This is a genomic window from Acidovorax sp. LjRoot118 (genome assembly GCF_964253575.1).
Lineage (GTDB): Bacteria > Pseudomonadota > Gammaproteobacteria > Burkholderiales > Burkholderiaceae_C > Acidovorax.
On record NZ_CAXURB020000001.1, the window covers coordinates 4896107 to 4913703 of the forward strand.

Annotated in this window: 19 protein-coding genes; 15 read left to right on the top strand and 4 right to left on the bottom strand. The window is 66.3% G+C overall.

Annotation, left to right across the window (positions count from 1 at the left end):
* Positions 1-2 precede the first annotated feature (2 nt).
* Positions 3-1031, bottom strand: coding sequence for an isopenicillin N synthase family dioxygenase (locus ACSQ9E_RS22980; RefSeq protein WP_436219271.1), 1029 nt, complete (start codon positions 1029-1031; stop codon positions 3-5).
* A gap of 375 nt (positions 1032-1406) precedes the next feature.
* Here ACSQ9E_RS22980 and ACSQ9E_RS22985 point away from each other — a divergent pair, with 375 nt between their 5' ends.
* The 12 genes from ACSQ9E_RS22985 to ACSQ9E_RS23040 all read left to right on the top strand — a co-directional run bounded on the left by ACSQ9E_RS22985 (position 1407) and on the right by ACSQ9E_RS23040 (position 11830).
* The gene (locus ACSQ9E_RS22985; protein ID WP_179683766.1) at positions 1407-1934 is read left to right on the top strand and encodes a nucleoside deaminase; all 528 of its coding nucleotides are present in this window, start codon (positions 1407-1409) and stop codon (positions 1932-1934) included.
* A gap of 124 nt (positions 1935-2058) precedes the next feature.
* Positions 2059-2643 carry a TetR/AcrR family transcriptional regulator gene (locus ACSQ9E_RS22990; protein ID WP_057265004.1) on the top strand — a complete coding sequence of 195 codons (585 nt, stop codon included), beginning with the start codon at positions 2059-2061 and terminating at the stop codon, positions 2641-2643.
* Positions 2644-2921: 278 nt separating this feature from the next.
* Positions 2922-3224, top strand: coding sequence for a 2Fe-2S iron-sulfur cluster-binding protein (locus ACSQ9E_RS22995; RefSeq protein WP_436219272.1), 303 nt, complete (start codon positions 2922-2924; stop codon positions 3222-3224).
* Between the two features lie 16 nt (positions 3225-3240).
* A complete protein-coding gene (locus ACSQ9E_RS23000) occupies positions 3241-3828 on the top strand; it encodes an NAD(P)H-dependent oxidoreductase (protein WP_436219273.1) in 588 nt (195 codons plus the stop codon).
* A 10-nt stretch (positions 3829-3838) separates the two neighbouring features.
* Positions 3839-5197 (top strand): amidohydrolase family protein, encoded by a 1359-nt coding sequence (locus tag ACSQ9E_RS23005; protein ID WP_436219274.1) that lies wholly within the window; start codon positions 3839-3841, stop codon positions 5195-5197.
* Positions 5194-5664 carry a RidA family protein gene (locus tag ACSQ9E_RS23010; protein WP_436219275.1) on the top strand — a complete coding sequence of 157 codons (471 nt, stop codon included), beginning with the start codon at positions 5194-5196 and terminating at the stop codon, positions 5662-5664. The genes ACSQ9E_RS23005 and ACSQ9E_RS23010 overlap by 4 nt, the downstream gene beginning before the upstream one ends.
* Before the next feature lie 38 nt (positions 5665-5702).
* Positions 5703-6566, top strand: a complete 864-nt coding sequence (locus ACSQ9E_RS23015) for a creatininase family protein (RefSeq protein WP_436219276.1) — start codon at positions 5703-5705, stop codon at positions 6564-6566.
* Between the two features lie 76 nt (positions 6567-6642).
* On the top strand, positions 6643-7647 hold the full coding sequence (locus tag ACSQ9E_RS23020; protein WP_436219277.1) for an ABC transporter substrate-binding protein: 1005 nt from the start codon (positions 6643-6645) through the stop codon (positions 7645-7647).
* Positions 7648-7721: 74 nt separating this feature from the next.
* A complete protein-coding gene (locus ACSQ9E_RS23025; protein WP_436219278.1) occupies positions 7722-8552 on the top strand; it encodes an ABC transporter ATP-binding protein in 831 nt (276 codons plus the stop codon).
* Between the two features lie 104 nt (positions 8553-8656).
* Positions 8657-9442: an ABC transporter permease gene (locus ACSQ9E_RS23030; protein WP_057201525.1), complete on the top strand. Its 786-nt coding sequence runs from the start codon at positions 8657-8659 to the stop codon at positions 9440-9442.
* Positions 9443-9550: 108 nt separating this feature from the next.
* The gene (locus ACSQ9E_RS23035; protein ID WP_436219279.1) at positions 9551-10912 is read left to right on the top strand and encodes an FAD-binding oxidoreductase; all 1362 of its coding nucleotides are present in this window, start codon (positions 9551-9553) and stop codon (positions 10910-10912) included.
* Between the two features lie 69 nt (positions 10913-10981).
* Positions 10982-11830 (top strand): urease accessory protein UreD, encoded by an 849-nt coding sequence (locus ACSQ9E_RS23040; protein WP_436219280.1) that lies wholly within the window; start codon positions 10982-10984, stop codon positions 11828-11830.
* 670 nt (positions 11831-12500) lie between these two features.
* Here ACSQ9E_RS23040 and ACSQ9E_RS23045 read toward each other — a convergent pair.
* Positions 12501-12974, bottom strand: a complete 474-nt coding sequence (locus ACSQ9E_RS23045; RefSeq protein ID WP_436219281.1) for an Lrp/AsnC family transcriptional regulator — start codon at positions 12972-12974, stop codon at positions 12501-12503.
* A gap of 38 nt (positions 12975-13012) precedes the next feature.
* Positions 13013-13168 carry a hypothetical protein gene (locus ACSQ9E_RS23050; protein ID WP_436219282.1) on the bottom strand — a complete coding sequence of 52 codons (156 nt, stop codon included), beginning with the start codon at positions 13166-13168 and terminating at the stop codon, positions 13013-13015.
* Here ACSQ9E_RS23050 and ACSQ9E_RS23055 point away from each other — a divergent pair.
* From ACSQ9E_RS23055 to ACSQ9E_RS23065, 3 genes are all read left to right on the top strand, one after another.
* Positions 13167-14567 (top strand): tryptophanase, encoded by a 1401-nt coding sequence (locus tag ACSQ9E_RS23055; RefSeq protein WP_436219283.1) that lies wholly within the window; start codon positions 13167-13169, stop codon positions 14565-14567. The two genes, ACSQ9E_RS23050 and ACSQ9E_RS23055, sit on opposite strands and share 2 nt — an antisense overlap.
* A gap of 215 nt (positions 14568-14782) precedes the next feature.
* Positions 14783-15886, top strand: a complete 1104-nt coding sequence (locus ACSQ9E_RS23060) for a M14 family metallopeptidase (RefSeq protein WP_436219284.1) — start codon at positions 14783-14785, stop codon at positions 15884-15886.
* Positions 15887-16090: 204 nt separating this feature from the next.
* Positions 16091-16993 (top strand): hypothetical protein, encoded by a 903-nt coding sequence (locus ACSQ9E_RS23065; protein WP_436219285.1) that lies wholly within the window; start codon positions 16091-16093, stop codon positions 16991-16993.
* Here ACSQ9E_RS23065 and ACSQ9E_RS23070 read toward each other — a convergent pair.
* Complete coding sequence (locus ACSQ9E_RS23070) at positions 16983-17498, bottom strand: GAF domain-containing protein (protein WP_436219286.1); 516 nt, start codon at positions 17496-17498, stop codon at positions 16983-16985. The genes ACSQ9E_RS23065 and ACSQ9E_RS23070 overlap by 11 nt on opposite strands.
* Positions 17499-17597: the final 99 nt, after the last annotated feature.

Here is a 17597-nt window from a genome sequence, read left to right on the forward strand (position 1 = left end):
GCTCAATACGCCTTGAAGTTCGCGGCCACGCGCTGGTTCAGATAGTCGCCGGCCGCAATCGCCGGGTACTTGCGGCCGGGGCCTTCGATGATGGCGTCGCGGTTGGCCTGCGCGAAGAAGGCGATGCTGTAGCGCGGGCCCATGTACTCGCCGGGAAGCGGGTTCTTCACGCGGTGGAAGTTCGATGGCAACTGGTCATCGCTCCAGCGCATCAGCATGTCGCCGATGTTGCAGGTAATGGCCTCTTCGTCGGGCGTCACCGAGGTCCAGGCCTGGCTGTCCATTTCCTTGCCGGGGCACACCTGCAGGCCGCCCTGCCCCTGGCGCTGAAAGAGCAGGGTCAGGCAGTCGAAGTCGGTGTGTGCGCCGGCACGCCACAGACCCAGGTGGGCCTGCTGCTCGGGTGGCGTGGCAAAGTAGTGCAGCAGGCGCAGCGTGCTCTGGTAGCTGGCTTTCGAGGGGTCGTGCGCGTGGGCGAAGAAGTCCGGCGCGAAGCCGAGCTTGAGCGCAAAGCACGACAGCACCTGCATCGCCACCTGCCAGCACTGCCCCTCGAAGGCCAGCATGGTGGCCTGAAAGCCCGCCAGCTCCTCATCGGTGGGCCACAGGCCCTCCATGTGCGGGCGCGTGATCTGGTACGACTCCTTCTGGTCCGGCGTGCCGGTGGAGGGGCGCACCTGTGCGCGGCTCTCCCAGCCCACGTTGAGCGCCTTGCGCAGCGGGTACCGGGCTTTCACACTCTCGGGCAGGGCGAAGAAGCGCTCGGTCATCGCGAAAGCCTTGCGCACCTCGGCCAGGTCGATGCCGTGGCTCACCACCTGGAAGAAGCCGACATCGACCGCAGCGTCCCACAGTTCATCGGCGATGGCGTCCTGGCGGTGGGCGAAGTCGGCTAGGTCGATGCGGCGGATCTCGCGCGCGCCGGTCTCGGAGCCCAGGGCGCCCATGCGGGTTTCCTTGTCGAGCTCGGCGAGGGCGTAGGTGTCGGTGGCCGTAATGGCAGTGGTCGCAGTGGTGGCAGTCGTCGTCATGGCAGTTCTCCTGAAGTGGGATGGATAGAAAAATCCACCCGCCCCCACGGCATCGAAAGACTGGCCTGCGCGCGCGGCACAACCGGTCTCTTGAAGCCTTGCACGCCATGCGCTGGCATGCCACTGGGGCGGGCTTCAAGAGCAATTTCCGGCCGCAGGCATGGCGGGAGAACCTCCCGACCCGCCGCGCAGTGAACGCTTCTACTCTTGCCCGCACAGTATGCAATAACGATGCCTGCGGGCCTACGCCAAATGGGGGATCACCCCTGCCAAACGCCCGCTGCACGGGGCCTGGCGAAGCAATGCATGCTTGTCACACAATGTTCTTGGCATGCCAAATGCATAGCGGTGGCAACCCCCTGATGGAGACAACCCATGCATGCCCTGATGTCCGCCGCCCCCCATGAGCTCGACGACCCTGCGGTGATCGATGCCACCGACGGCACCTACCTGCGCCAGGCCATCGCCTGGTCCTGCACCGCACGCGCACGCGGCAACCGGCCCTTCGGCGCGGTGGTGATCAGCGGCGACGGCGAACTGATCTCCGAGGCCTACTGCAACACCACCGAGACCGGCGACTGCACCGGCCACGCCGAGACCAACGCCGTGCGCCAGCTGAGCCCGCGCTTCAGCCGCGAGATGCTGGCCCAGGCCACCATCTACTCCTCGGCAGAGCCCTGCGTGATGTGCGCGGGCGCCATCTTCTGGTCGGGCATCGGCCGCGTGGTGTTCGGCATCGACGCGGTGCGCCTGCGCGAGTTTCGCGGCGAGCGGGCCGAGCAGCGCGACGCCGAGCTCTCCTGCCGCGACGTGTTCGCCGCTTCGCCACACGCCATCGAGTGCATCGGCCCGGCACTGATCGAAGAGGCCAGCGCACCCCATGTGGGCTTCTGGAAGTCGTGACCAGCGACAATCGCCCACCATGCCGACCAACGCCCCGCCCGTGAACGAAGCCGACATCGAGACCGGCAGCAATGTCGTCTCGGGCACCCTGCTCAGCCGCTCCAAGCAGGGGCGCGAGCGCATCATGGGCGCGATCCGCGAGGCGGCGATTGCCGAGTTCAGCCGCCACGGCTTCAAGGGTGCGTCCACCAAGGCGATTGCCGAGCGCGCGGGCCTGACCAAGCCGCAGCTGCACTACTACATCGCCAGCAAGGAAGAGCTGTATGAAGAGCTGCTGTACTCGGTGCTCAACGGCTGGTCGGGCGCCTTCCAGTTCGACAGCCAGAGCGACAACCCCAAGAAGGTGCTGAGCAGCTATGTGCGCAAGAAGCTCGACTACGCGCTGGACAACCCCGGCCTGTCGCGCATCTTCACCACCGAGGTGCTGGGCGGTGGGCGCAACCTGGGCAAGTACTGGCCCGTGGCCGTCAAGTCGACCCAGCAGAAGGTGGAGCTGATCGACCGCTGGATCGCGGAGGGCCGCATGCGCCCGCTGGATGCGCGCCTTTTGCTCATGCAGATCTGGGGCATGACCCAGCACTACGCCGACTACGGCGTGCAGGTGCACATCATGCTGGGCCTGGCGCCCGACGAAGCCATCGACCGCGAGCCCATCGTGCGCCAGCTCACCACATTTGTGCTGCTGGGCTGCGGCCTCGCACCAGACTAAGGCAAGGCTGCACAGGTCCCTTGCGCGCGGCACACCTCGCTTTGGGCGGTCTGCGTCGTTGCAAATGCTCGCCATAGCACGGGCTATGGCTGTGCTTTGCGCCTAGCAGCCCATCCCAAATCAAGGCGCGCCGCATCGCAAAGACCTGCGCAGCCTTGCCTCGCACACCCTGCATAGGCAAGCAGCAGAAGCCCCACAACAGTGCCTTGATCCAGGTCACCCTCCTGGCACAGCACTTGCAATAGTTTGACCAATCGATCAAATCAAGTGGTCAAAACATGCACAACCCAGCCACGGCAGCGCCGCTGCCCGCCACGGAACCGGCTTTTGAACTGGTGCTTGCGCGCAGCCAGATGCGGTTGCCCGTGGAGCCTGGCGAGAGCATGGCCGACGTGCTGCAGCTCGCCGGCATCGCCATCGACACCCTGTGCGAGCAAGGGGTGTGCGGCACCTGCGCCACGCGCTGGCTCGAAGGCGCCCCGGACCACCGCGACAGCTGCCTGAGCCCCGAAGAGCAGGCCACCCATGTGGCCGTGTGCTGCGCGCGCAGCCACGGCCCCACGCTCACGCTCGACCTTTGAAGAAGGACACCCCGCCATGCGCATCCTCGTGATCTATTGCCACCCGGTGGAGACCAGCTACAACGCCGCCCTGCACGACGAGGTGGTGCGCAACCTGCGCGCGGCCGGCCATGAGGTGGACGACTGCGACCTGTACGCCGAGGACTTCAACCCCGTGCTCAGCCGCGAAGAGCGCCTGGGCTACCACGAGGTGCCGAGCAACCGCCTGCCCGTGCAGGGCTATGTGGACCGGCTGCTGAGGGCCGAGGCCGTGGTGTTCTGCTTTCCCACCTGGTGCTTCGGCATGCCGGCCATGCTCAAGGGCTTTTTCGACCGGGTGCTGATGCCCGGCGTGGCCTTCGACATCAGCGACCCGCACAACGTCAAGCCCTCGCTCACGCACATCAAGCGCATCTCGGCCGTGGTGACCTATGGCCGCCCGCGCTGGACGGCGCTGCTCATGGGCGACCCGCCGCGCAAGTCCGTCACGCGCTACATGCGCCTGCTCACCGGCGGCAAGGCGCGGGTGGACTACCACGCCTACTACCACATGAACGTGGCCACGCCGCCGCGGCTGGAGGCCTTCAAGGCCCGTGTAGGCCAGGCCATGGCGCGCTTTGCATAAGGGGGACAGCATGCACGCCTCCAACGCCCCCGACCACATCTTGAACGCCCGCCTGCCGCTCTGGCTGCTGCCCCGCACCTGGCCCACCAGCGCCGGCCAGCCCGCACTGGCCGACCTGCACCTGGCCCAGGGTTGCATCCAGGCCATGGTGCCGCACGACCCCGCGCGCCCCCTGCCCGCCGGCACCACCTGGGACCTGGCCGGCGCACTGGTGCTGCCCGGCCTGGTAGATGCACACACCCACCTGGACAAGGCCTTCACCCTGCCGCGCATGGGCACCGTCAAGCCCGGGCTGCTGGGCGCCATCGAGGCCATGATGGTCGACCGCCAGGGCTGGACCGAGGCCGACATACGCCAGCGCGCCAGCCGTGCCCTGCAGTGGGCCCACGAGGCCGGCACGGTGCATGTGCGCACCCACTGCGACTGGTGGGAGCCCGAATCCCAGCCCCTGGCCTGGGGAGTGCTGCGCGAGCTGGCGCAGGAATGGGCCGGCCGCATCACGCTGGAGCGCGTGGGCCTGATCCCCCTGCACCTGTACACCGAGCGTGCCACCGCCATGCAGCTGGCCGCCACCGTGGCCTCCAGCGGCCCCGGCGCGCTGCTGGGCGGCTTCGTGCATTCGACCAACTGGGACCCGCAGGCCCTGCGTCACCTGTTCGAGGCCGCGCAGCACCACGGCCTCAACGTGGACCTGCATGTGGACGAAGAACTGCACCCCGGCGCCCTGGGCCTGGCCACCACGGCCGCGCTGCTCAAGGAATTGCGGTTCGAAGGCCATGTGGTCTGCGGCCACACCTGCGCCCTGGCCGCGCAGGACGAGGCCACCGCACTGGCCACGCTCGACGCCGTGGCGGCGAGCTCCATCACCCTGGTCACCTTGCCCATCACCAACCTGCTGCTGCAGGACGCCACCACCGGCCGCACGCCGCGCCAGCGCGGCCTGACGCTGGTGAAGGAGGCGCATGCGCGCGGCATACCGGTGCTGGTGGCAAGCGACAACGTGCAGGACCCGTTCTGCCCCGTGGGCAGCTTCGACCCGCTGGAGGCCCTGGCCACCGGCGTGCTGGCCGCGCAGCTCGATGCGCCGTTTGACCGCTGGTCCGAAGCGCTGTGCCGTGCCGACTGGCTGCGCCGCGGCCCCGACGCCCTGCCCCTGCAGCCCGGCAGCGCGGCAGACCTGATCGTCTTCAACCAGGCCGACCGCTGGGGCTTTCCCTCGCGCACCCAGCCCCGCGTAGTGCTGCGCAACGGCCGCGTCACCAGCGGCCACGCCAGCGCCGCCTGGCACGTGGCGGATACCACACCAGCCCTTGCGGCCGGTGCCACGCCCGCCCCATCCACCCCCATCCCTGCACGGAGCCTTGCATGAGCGACAACGCACCCAACACCCCATGCATCGCCCAGCCCCTGGCCCGCTACGCCGCCTGGCGCCGCGCGGGCGACCTGGTGTTCCTGTCCGGGATCATCGCCGTGGACCCCGCGGCCAGCCGCATCGTGCGCGGCTATGCCGACATCCCCGACGAGGCGGCCACGCTGGTCGGCCGCACGGGCGAGTTCAGCAGCGACACCAAGGAGGGCCCCATCCTCGCGCAGAGCTGGTACGTGCTCGACCGCATCCGCCTGACCATCGAGGCCGCTGGCGGGCAGATGTCGGACGTGTTCAAGCTGGTGCAGTACTTCAAGAACCTGGACCACTTTCCCCAGTACAGCCGCGTGCGCAAGCTGTTCTTCCCGGGCGAGCCACCGGCCTCCACTGTGATCGAGGTCAGCGGCATGCTGCCGACCCCGGACATCCTGATCGAAGTCGAAGCCACGGCGTACCTGCCGCTGCGCTGACCCCTCGCCCCCCACACCCCCCTCACGAAAGCCCACCCATGCTGCACGGCTACAACCCGCCCCATCGCTACCTGCCCTATCTGAGCTGGACCGAGATCGTCGACCTGCCGGACAAGGAGAACACCGTCATCGTGCTGCCCACGGGCGCCACCGAGCAGCACGGCCCGCACCTGCCCTGCGCAGTGGACACGGTGATCAGCGCCGGCGTGGTGGGCCATGCCCTGGCGCGCCTGCCGGCCGGGGTGCCGGCCTTTGCCATGGCGCCCATCACCTACGGCAAGTCGGAGGAGCATCTGCACTTCCCCGGCACCATCACCCTCTCCGGCGAGACCCTGCTGGCCACCATGAACGAGGTGGGCGAGTCGGTCTACCGCGCGGGCTTTCGCAAGCTGCTGTTCGTCAACGGCCACGGCGGCCAGCCGCAGGTGATGGAGATGTGCGCGCGCGAGCTGCGCCTGCGCCATGGCGACTTCATCGTGGTGCCCAGCTTCACCTGGCGTGTGCCGCATGTGGCGGGCAAGTACCTGTCCGAGCAAGAGAAGAAGCTGGCCATGCATGCCGGCCATGCCGAGACAGCGCTGATGCTGGCCCTGGCCCCCGACACCGTGCACATGGAGCGCGCGGTGGTGAACTACCCGCCCGTGTTCGACTCGCCCCTGCTGTCGCCGGACGGCCGCCCTGCCTGCGCCTGGAGCGCGCGCGACTTCGGGCCCAGCGGCATCATCGGCGACCCGCTGCCCGCCACGGCCGAGCAAGGCCACGCCATCCTTGACTCGCTGGCCGTGAGCTGGGCCGCCGCCATCACCGAGCTGCACCACCTGCAGTGGGCCGCCCGCCCCGAGCCCACCTGGGGCCGCGCCAACCACACGGGCCATGTAGAGGCCTCGTCCGCACTGGCCTGAAACCTGCGAAGCCCGCACACCGCCATCCCTGACGCCCCCGTTCCATCCCCGCCTATCACCCTACCGGAGAACTGCCATGATGAAGACCGCCTCCCGCCTTTCCAAACTTGGTGCAGCCGCCCTGCTCGCTGTTGGTGCCGTCGGCACCATGTCGGGCACTGCGCACGCGCAGGAAAAGTTCACCTACATGACCAACTGGTACGCGCAGGCCGAGCACGGCGGCTTCTACCAGGCGGTGGCCACGGGCCTGTACAAAAAGTACGGCCTGGACGTGAGCATCAAGATGGGTGGCCCGCAGGTCAACATCGTGCAGATGATGGCGGCCGGCCAGGCCGAGTGCGTGATGGGATCGAGCGACCTGCAGATGATCCAGATGCGCGAGGGCGGCGTGCCCGTGACCACGGTGGCAGCGGTGTTCCAGAAAGACCCGCAGGTGCTCATCGCCCATGACGACGTGAAGAAGTTCGAGGACCTGAAGGGCAAGACCATCCTCATCGCCTCGTCCGCCCAGCGCGGCTACTGGCCCTGGCTGAAGGCCAAGTACGGCTTCACCGATTCGCAGACGCGGCCCTACACCTTCAACATCCAGCCCTTCGTGGCCGACAAGAACACCGCCCAGCAGGGCTACCTGACGTCGGAGCCGTTTGCCATCGCCAAGGCCGGCGTCAAGGCCAACACGCTGATGTTCAGCGACCAGGGCTACCCCGCCTACGCCACCACTGTGAGCTGCATGGACAAGACGCTCAAGGAGCGCAGCGCCGCCGTGGCCTCGTTCGTGAAGGCGTCGATGGAAGGCTGGAAGAGCTACCTGGCCGACCCCGCCCCCGGCAACGCCCTGATCAAGAAGGACAACCCCAACATGACCGACGAGCAACTGGCCTACAGCGTGGCCAAGCTCAAGGAGATGGGCATGGTCACGGGCGGTGACGCGGCCAGCATGGGCATCGGCACCATGACCGACGCACGCGCCAAGGCGAGCTACGACTTCCTGGTCGAGTCCAAGCTCATCGACCCCGCCAAGGTGAAGCTGGCCGACACGTACAGCACCAGCTTCGTCAAGGACCTCAAGGTTCTGCCCTAAGCCCACCCTGCCCTGAAACAGCGGCCCTGCCCCGCGCGCAGCAGGGCGGGCCGCATCCATCGAAAGGCCATCCCATGCATTCCGCCGAGCCCACCCCTTCTCCGACAACGGCCCACCGCCCCACGCCCGCCGTGCAGGTGCTGTCGGCCGAGAAGACCTATCCCAACGGCACGCAGGCCCTGCTGCCGGTGGACCTGACCATCGAAGAGGGCGAGTTCGTCACCCTGCTCGGCCCCTCGGGCTGCGGCAAGAGCACGCTGCTGAAGATGGTGGCCGGCCTGCTGGAGCCCACCGACGGCCGGCTGCAGCTGTGGCACAAGCCCGTGGCGCAGCTCGACGAAAGCGGCAAGAAGATGGCCTTCGTCTTCCAGTCGCCCACGCTCATGCCCTGGGCCAGCGTGCAGACCAATGTGCGCCTGCCGCTGGACCTGGCCGGCGTGCCGCGCCAGGAGGCCGATGGCCGCGTGGCCGAGGCCCTGGCCCTGGTGGGCCTGTCGAAATTTGCCAGCGCGCTGCCGCGCGCCCTGTCGGGCGGCATGCAGATGCGCGTGTCCATCGCGCGCGGCCTGGTCACCCAGCCCGACCTGCTGCTGATGGACGAGCCCTTTGGCGCGCTCGACGAGATCACGCGCCACAAGCTCGACGCCGACCTGCTGGACCTGTGGCGCAAGAAGAAGCTCACCGTGATCTTCGTGACGCACTCGATCCACGAGGCGGTCTTTTTGTCGAGCCGCGTGGTGATGATGGCCGCGCGCCCCGGCCGCGTGGTGGAGGAGTTCACCATCGACGCGCCCTACCCGCGCACGGCCGACTTCATGGTGTCGCCCGAATTCAGCCGCTACGCCAAGCTGCTGCAGGACAGCCTGCTGCGCGCCAGCGCCGACACCGAGGAGACCACGGCATGAGCACGCCCTACCCCGCAGCCTCCGTGGCCCCTGCCGCCGCCCCTGCCGAGCGCAGCGCACAGCCTGCGCGCGCCCCCAGACCCGCCGCCCCGCGCGTGCCCCTCATGGCCCAGCCGCGCGTGCAGCGCGTGGTCTACCCGCTGCTGGTGGGCCTGGTGCTCATCGCGCTGTGGCAGGGCCTGGTCACGGCGCTGGAGCTGCCGCCCTACCTGGTGCCGTCGCCCCTGCTCATGCTCAAGACGCTGTTCACCGACTGGGCGGCCCTGGGCGGCTCGCTCTGGGTCACCGTCAAAATCACGGTGCTGGCCTTTGGCGTGGCCACCGTGGCGGGCGTGCTGATCTCGTTTCTGTTCGTGCAGAGCAAGCGCATCGAGACGGCCCTGTTCCCCTACGCCGTGCTGCTGCAGGTCACGCCCATCGTGGCCGTGGCGCCGCTGATCATCATCTGGGTGAAGGACCCGACTGCGTCGATGGTGATCTGCGCCGCATTGGTGGCGCTGTTCCCCATCATCAGCAACACCACGCTGGGCCTGCGCAGCGTGGAGCCTGACCTGCAAAGCTACTTCCAGCTCAACCGCGCCACGCGCATGCAGACCCTGCTGCGCCTGCGCATACCGAGCGCGCTGCCCTACTTCTTCGGCGGGCTACGCATCTCCAGCGGGCTGGCGCTGATCGGCGCCGTGGTGGCCGAGTTCGTGGCCGGCACCGGCGGCCAGGGCGCGGGCCTGGCGTACCAGATTCTGCAGGCAGGCTTTCAGCTCAACATACCGCGCATGTTCGCCGCGCTGCTGCTGATTTCGCTGACCGGCGTGGCGCTGTTCGCGCTGATGGCCTGGGGCACCCGCTTGGCCCTGGGCAGCTGGCACGCCAGCGAAAACTCGCACGACTGACCCCAGTACTCACTCGGACTGCATCCATTTTTTGACACCGCGCACGCGTGGTGGGGGCCGCGCTTTGCCCGCCACACACCACCCGCCACACCGACAGGAGAGACAGACATGACCACCACCACCGCCCACCAACTGCCCGAACAACTGCCCGGCTTGGACTGGATTGCCGACCCGCTGCGCGTGGGCCGCCTGTCGCAGGACTTTGCCTGGTTCAGCCCCGTGCTCAAGCGCGACCTGGCCGGCAAGCGCGGCGACATCGCCGTGCGCCCGCGCACCGAGGACGAGATACGCCAGGTGGTGGCGGCCTGTGCCAAGGCGCAGATCCCCCTGACCGTGCGCGGCAGCGGCACCGGCAACTACGGGCAGAGCACGCCGCTGCATGGCGGGGTGATTTTGGACCTGTCGGGCTACAACGGCTTTGGCTGGGTGCGTGGCGGCGTGGGCCGGGCGCAGGCGGGCATCCGCCTGTCGGAGTTCGACGCGCAGGCCAAGCCCCTGGGGCAGGAGCTGCGCTGGCTGCCCTCCACCTACCGCAGCGCCACGCTGGGCGGGCTGTTCGGCGGCGGCTTCGGCGGAGCAGGCTCCATCAACCACGGCCCGCTGGCCGCGCCCGGCAACGTGCTGGCGGTGCGCGCCATGACGGTGGAGCCCGAGCCCCAGGTCATCGAGCTGCGCGGCCCCGAGGCCATGCTGCTGCACCACACCTACGGCACCAACGGCATCGTGCTGGAGCTGGAGGTGGCCCTGACCCCCACCGTGGCGTGGACGGAGTGCATCGTCACCTTCACCGAATTCGATGCTGCGCTGGAGTTTGCCGACCGCTTCGGCGCTGCGCCGGGGCTGGAGAAGAAGGAGGTGTGCTTTCTGGCTGCGCCCATCCCCGACTACTTCACCAGCCTGGCTGAGCACCTGCCCAAGGGTTGCCACGCGGTGATGCTGCTGGTGGCCCCGCACTCCGAAGACGGCATGCGCGACATGGCCGCCAAATACGGCGGCAGCGTCAGCTACCGCAAGACCGCCGACGAGGTGGACAAGAGCCACAAGACCCTGCTCGAATACACATGGAACCACACCACCTTGCACGCGCTGAAGGTGGACAAGTCGCTCACCTACATCCAGAGCGGCTTCACCCCCGCCACGCGCATCGAGCAGGTCAAGGCGCTGGAAAAGGCCCTGGGCGGCGAGGTGATGATGCACCTGGAGTTTTTGCGCACCAAGGAAGGCGCCTTCAACTGCAGCGGGCTGCAGCTGATCCGCTACAGCACCGAAGAGCGGCTGAACCAGATCATGCAGATCTACCGCGACCATGGCGTGCAGATCAACAACCCGCATGTCTACATCGTGGAAGACGGCAAGCAGAACAACCTGGACCCGGCCGTGGTGGGGATCAAGCAGCGCTTTGATCCGCAGGGTTTACTGAACCCCGGCAAACTGCGCAGCTGGGTACCACCGGTGGCCAAAGCCGCATAGTCCCTGGCGCAGCGGCTGCAGGCGGGGCAAAGGCATAATCAGCTATTCATTTAATAGCAGCTTCCATCCATGTCCTGGCACGCGCGCCTGCAGCTCGACTACACCGTTGAAGGCCCAACCCCCAACGCCACCCGCACCGTGGCGCGCTACCAGCACGATGGGCCGCTGCGCATCCTGCAAAGCCTGTACCCGGAGGGGGAAGGCATCTGCCACAACGTGCTGGTGCACCCGCCCGGCGGCCTGGTGGGCGGCGACACGCTGGACATCACGGCCACCGTGGGCCCGGGCGCGCACGGCCTGGTGACCACGCCGGGCGCGACTCGTTTTTACCGCTCCACCGGCCCGCTGGCGCTGCAGCGCAGCCACCTGAGCGTGGCCGACGGAGGGCGCCTGGAATGGCTGCCGCTGGAGGCCCTGTGCTACAGCGCCTGCAATGCCGAGAACCACCTCACCCTGAACCTGGCCCCTGGCGCCGAATGCATGGGCTGGGACGTCACCGCCCTGGGCCTGCCCCATGCCGACCAGCCCTTTGTGCAGGGCCGCTTCGTGCAGCACCTCACCGTGCCCGGCCTGTGGCTGGAGCGCGGCGTGATCGACGCGGCCGACGAGCGCCTGCTGCAAAGCCCCCTGGGCCTGGCCGGCCAGCGCTGCATGGCCAGCATGTTCTTCGCCGCCGGCACCGCGCTGGACCGCAACCGGCGCGATGCGGCGCTGGACGCGGCGCGCGCGGTGATGGATGCACACCCGACACTGACCGCCACCGCAGGCGCCACCAGCCCCAACGCGCAGATGGTGGTGGTGCGCGTACTGGCCCCGCAGGTGGAGCCGGCGATGAAGCTGCTCAAGGCCGTGCGCATGGCCTGGAGGAAAGAGATGTGGACATTGCAGGGCGAGGCGCCGCGCATCTGGGCGATGTAAGCCGGTGCTCATGAGCCTGCGACGCAGGCGGTGGACTGGCTGCCAAAGCTGACCAGGCGATGTGCTGCTGTCCTACTGTTGAGTGGGCGGGCCAAATCCTTAATGGGCATTCATGGCGCTTTGCCATGCCATTGCTGGAGATATCCCATGAAGACCCCATCCCCTCGCTTCACCGCATCGACCCTGCCCCGCCCGGCGCTGCAGGCGCGCCAGGCCGATTCGGGCGGCACTCGTTAAGTACGGCGGCTGACTATGAAAACCGACACGTCCCCCGCTGCAGCACCCCCATCCGGATCCAAGCCTCTTCAAAGCGTGCGAACGCCTACCGCAGTGAAGTGGGGGGCTGCAGTGGCCATCGCCCTGTTCTTTGCGTTCATCGCCTTCTACTACTTCGGTCCCCGAAGCGATGACCGAGAGGGTGCTGCAGCCAGACCCGTCGGGGGCGACAAGGTTCAGGCGCCGCTTGCTCCAAGTTCTGCTCCCGGGTCTGCACCCGGCGCTGCCGCCGTTACCAACTGACCGTTTGGCAGAAGGCGCGCAAAGCGGCTTGCATGCCTGCCTGGCCCCTGCATTGTCAATGCCCCGGAGCCTTCGCAAACGCCTTACGCCATCCACCCCGCGTCGCGCCCGCACGTCCGATAACGGCGCAGCGAGCGCGGTGGACGCATCTCTAGTCGGGCAAGGGCAGCCCTGATCGCGGCTTCACCTCTTCCAGGCACACGCTGGATTTGACGAAGTTGACGCCCGGCAACGCCACCAGCCGCTCGGTGAGGAACACATTGAGCCCGTCCAGGTCCCGCGCGATGACCTTGAGGACATAGTCCACATCGCCGGTGACCGAATGGCATTCGAGCACCTCGGGCATACCGGCCAGAGTCTGCCGAAAGAGCTTGAGGTCGCGCATGTGCCCCCGCTCCATTCCGATGTGCACAAAGGCCGTCACCGTCAAGCCCAGCGCGGCAGGGCGAAGGCGTGCCTCGTACCGGGCGATCACTCCGCCCTCTTCCAGCCGATGGTGGCGCCGGCTGCACTGCGCTGGCGACAGCCCTATCGCCTCGGCCAGCTCAAGGTTGGACATGCGCCCGTGCTCTTGCAGCAGGGCCAGGATGCGCACGTCGATGCGGTCGAGTTTGAGCATATGCAACAGGTTCTCATTTATGCGGCAAATCGTACAACAATCCCTCATTTTTCAAACGCGCGCTCACGAATACGCAAACCCGTTCCCTGCCAATAAAAGAACAATTTGATCGTTGTTCGCAACAAAAAGCCCTTGCATCGCTTATCGGCGCAATGAGCTTTCTCTGCACCTTCTGCCCCTTTTGTGGAATCAACGATCATGAAACGCATACCCGAGCCCTTTCGCATCAAGACCATTGAGCGCATCGCCATGACCACGCGCGAGCACCGCGAACAGGCGCTGCTGCAGGCAGGGCTCAACCCCTTCCTGCTACGCAGCGACGACGTGTACATCGACCTGCTCACCGACAGCGGCAGCGGCGCCATGAGCGACCGCCAGTGGAGCGGCATGATGGCCGCCGACGAGGCGTATGCCGGCAGCCGCAGCTACTACCGGCTGGTCGACACCATCGACAAAGTCTTCGGCTACCCCTACCTGGTGCCAGCCCACCAGGGGCGAGGCGCGGAGCAGATGCTCTACCCCGAGCTGGTCAAGCGGCGCGTCTCCCAACAGCCGGTGTTCCTGTCGAACTTCCACTTCGACACCACCAAGGTGCATATCGAGCTGGCCGGGGCGCGCGCGCTCAATGCGCTCAACAAGGAAGCGCTCGATACCCGGGAGTACCACGACTGGAAGGGCAACTTCGACCTGGCCGAGCTGGCCCGGTTGATCGAGACCGAAGGGGCTGCCAATGTGGCGGCCCTCGTGGCCACCGTAACCTGCAACACCACCGGCGGCCAGCCCGTTGCGCTGGCCAACCTGCGGGCCGCATCGCACATGGCGCGGCAGGCGGGCATTCCGGTAGTGATCGACGCCACCCGCTTCGCCGAGAACGCCTGGTTCATCCAGCAACGCGAGGCGCAATACGCGCAGCACACCATCCCCGAAATCGTGCGCGAGATGATGGCCTGCGCCGACATCGCGGTCATGTCGTCCAAAAAGGACGGGCTGGTCAACATAGGCGGGTTCTGCGCGTTCCGCGACGACCAGGACCTGTTCCGCGCCGTGCAGGAGCGCTGCGTGGTCAGCGAAGGCTTCATCACCTACGGCGGCCTGGCGGGCCGCGACATGGAGGCGCTGGCCGTGGGTCTGGAAGAGGCGATGGACCCGGACTACCTGGCCTACCGCATCGGGCAGGTGGCGTACCTGGGCGAGCGACTGCGGGCAGAGGGCGTGCCCATCCAGTACCCCACCGGGGGGCATGCCGTGTTCGTGGATGCCGCCGCGCTGCTGCCGCACATACCCTCCGGACAGTTTCCCGCGCATGCACTGGCGTGTGAGCTGTACATCGAGTCCGGCGTGCGGGCCGTGGAAATCGGGTCGCTGCTGCTGGGGCGCGATCCGCTCACCGGCAAGCAGGAAAAAGCCCCGCTCGAATCGATGCGGCTGACCATCCCGCGCAGGGTCTATACCAACGACCACATGGACTATGTGGCAGACGCACTGGCCACGGTGGCACGGCGCGCGCACGCCATCCGAGGGATGGACTTCACCTACGAGCCTGAACTGCTGCGCAACTTCACCGCACGGTTTCGCTGGGCGCCTGAGAGCACAGGCTGAGGCTCGCTGCAACGCAGCACAGCCTGGTGAAGGCTGCAGACAGCAAGCCCGTGCCGGCCTGGTGGGATGGCGTTAATCTTGCTGCTCGGATTGCAACCGCCGTGCCCCTGTGCCGGCCACAACAACCATGCGACGTGCGTATGCAAGTACGCCACGGATTGATCACAATCCTTTTGTTCAAGACCGTCTTCTTCAAAGCCCACGCCCCCCACACCATGCCAATACAACCCAGCGCCGCCACGCGGTATTTCTCGGGCACGTATGCCGAAGCCCGCACCAAGTTCCTCGATGCCGCCGCCCAGAGCGGCGCGACCGTCGAATCCTTCGTGCACCCAGATCACCGCGGCGCGCTGGGCGAAGAGCTGGCCACCGACGTGGCGCTGCTCGGCGCCATAGATGCAAAAAAGATCCTGCTCGTCACCTCGGGCACGCACGGGCCCGAGGGCTTCTGCGGATCGGGCACGCAGGTGGCCACGCTGCACGATGCCGACCTGCTGGCGCGGCTGCAGCAGGCCGGCGTGGCGCTGCTGCTGGTGCACGCGGTCAACCCGCACGGGTTCTCGCACCTGCACCGCACCAACGAAGACAACATCGACCTGAACCGCAACCACATCGACTTCAGCGCGCCGCTGCCGGTGAACGCGGCGTATGCCGACGTGGAGCCGCTGATGCTGCCCGCCACCTGGCCGCCCACGCCCGCCGACGACGCGGCTGTGGACGCCTACATTGCCCGGCACGGCCTGCCCGCGTTTCGCAATGCCGTGTTCAAGGGCCAGTACACCTCGCCCGACGGCTTGTTCTACGGCGGCACCGCGCCGTCGTGGAGCAACAAGACCATCCGCGCCATCCTGCGCAAGTACGCGGCAGCCGCCACGCACCTGGGCTGGATCGACGTACACACCGGCCTGGGCCCCTACGGCCACGGCGAGAAGATCTACCCCGGCCGCAACACGCCCGAAGACCTGGCCCTGGCCCAGTCATGGTGGGGCGCCGACGTGTTCTCGCCGTTCTCCGGCGACTCGGCCTCGGCCGATGTGTCTGGCCCCGTGGTCACCACCGCCTTCGACGAATGCCCCAACGCCCGCATTGCACCCATGGGCCTGGAGTTCGGCACCCTGCCCGAGGCGGACATGCTGCTGCGCCTGCGCGCGGACACTTGGCTGCGCAGCCACCCCGAGGCCCCGGCAGCGCAGCAGCGCGAGATCCGCGCCCAGCTGCGTGATGCGTTCTACTGCGACAACGAGGAGTGGAAGGGCATGGTGCTAGGGCAGACGCGGGTGGTGCTGTTGCAAACGCTGCAGGGGTTGCGGAAGGGTTGATGAGGGGCTGGGGCCCAGGCGCGCTGGATTGCAGTTGAAGTACGGCATTCCCGGACCGATTCCCCGCCTTCGCACATGTCAGTGCAGTTCTGGTGACTTGGCGGGAGAGGGTTTATGCTTTAGTGGGGATGCGTCGCGATATGGGCGATCCAGGGAGAGTTCACATGCTGAACCCATGCCCCGAATAACACCTATAGTTCAAAAATGGAAGCCAATGAAGCTGCTCGATCGCACACGTTCAAGGTCAACCATATTGCTATTGTTGAATCGCTTGCAACCAGCGAATTTCTGACCGGCCGCGAGCTGGCAGGGTATCTCCGCGGACAGCTTGAAGACTCGAAAACGCCGATCACTGTTTCGTACTCCGAAGTGGCGACACCCGATGACTTTCGAGAGGTTGTTGCGAGTCTGGCGACGCGTGCTGAGTATGAAGGCCTGCGTCCAATCCTGCATGTAGAGGCACACGGTGAAGACGATTTCGGGCTTCACTTTCGTAGTGGAAAACTTCACTGGCGGGAAATCTGTGACGCGTTAATTCCTTTAAACCAGGCTAGTGACTTTAACCTGCTGCTGTCAGTATCAGCATGCTTTGGCGTGAACTTCATCTCTGGAGTAACGCTGAGTAGAGGAGCCCCCTGCTATGCATTGCTAGGGCCTTCGCAGGACTTGTCAGGTAGCGATCTTCTAAACAGGTTTCGGATTTTCTATCGGGAAGTGATCCACTCACAGAACTTGGATTTGGCATTGACCACGATGAATCAAGATCAGCTTGAGCAAGGACACATGGTGTTTCTACTTGCGGAGAATTGGTTCGAAGATCTGATGCTGGAATATCTCAGAAAAGCGACACATACGAAGGAACTGAAGGCTGCAGCCATGCGCATGTATGTCAAGGCGAAGGGAGCCGGAGCTGCGTCTACGCTCACCGATATAAAAAGGCACTTGTTGAAGAATAGACCGCTGCTCGCCCGAAACTACTACGCCGAATTTTTCATGGTCGAGCATGTACCGGAAAATGCACAGCGCTTCGCCGCGCTCCTGCATGCCATGGAAATGACAATAGCTGCGGATAGTAGCGATGTGCCACTGAGCAGATTCAGCCGGTGATCTGTATTGCGCCAGGCGACAACTTCTCGCTCAACAGGTTGGCGGTGTAGCGCAGCCGATCAATATCTGCATCCTTCTGCACCCCCCGGCTGAAGCAGCAAAGCGTGCCGTAGACCTGGCCATCGGCCAGGCGTACAGGGGTGCTCAGATGCGTGCCGATGTCGAACCCGGGGTCGGGCGCCTTGCCTGCCTTGACGAGCGGGACGGCGTTCTCGATCTTTTCTGGCAGTCGGCCTTCGACCACATACTGGCACCAGCTTTCTTCGGCCGGGTCGGACATGCCAGCCACGACTGGAGCGAAATCGGGCGCACTGTCCACCGCCTTGAAGGTGCGGCGACCGTCTGCGATCTGCGAGACGAAGGCCACGTCCATGCCCAGGCGTTTGCGCAGCAGTTTCAGCACCGCCGAAACCACCTCGGGAAGTTCGTGGTCGGCAGAGTCGCTGGTGGCAACCAGCATTTCGGAAATGGTGACGTCCAGGTCGTCGGGGTGGTAGTCGAACATATGCATACCTGCCAGTCTAAACCGCGACCGGGCAGGCTGCCGTAAGCGAAAATCTGTTGCGTATCGAATCACACATGACCGAAAAATTGCGGCGCAGGA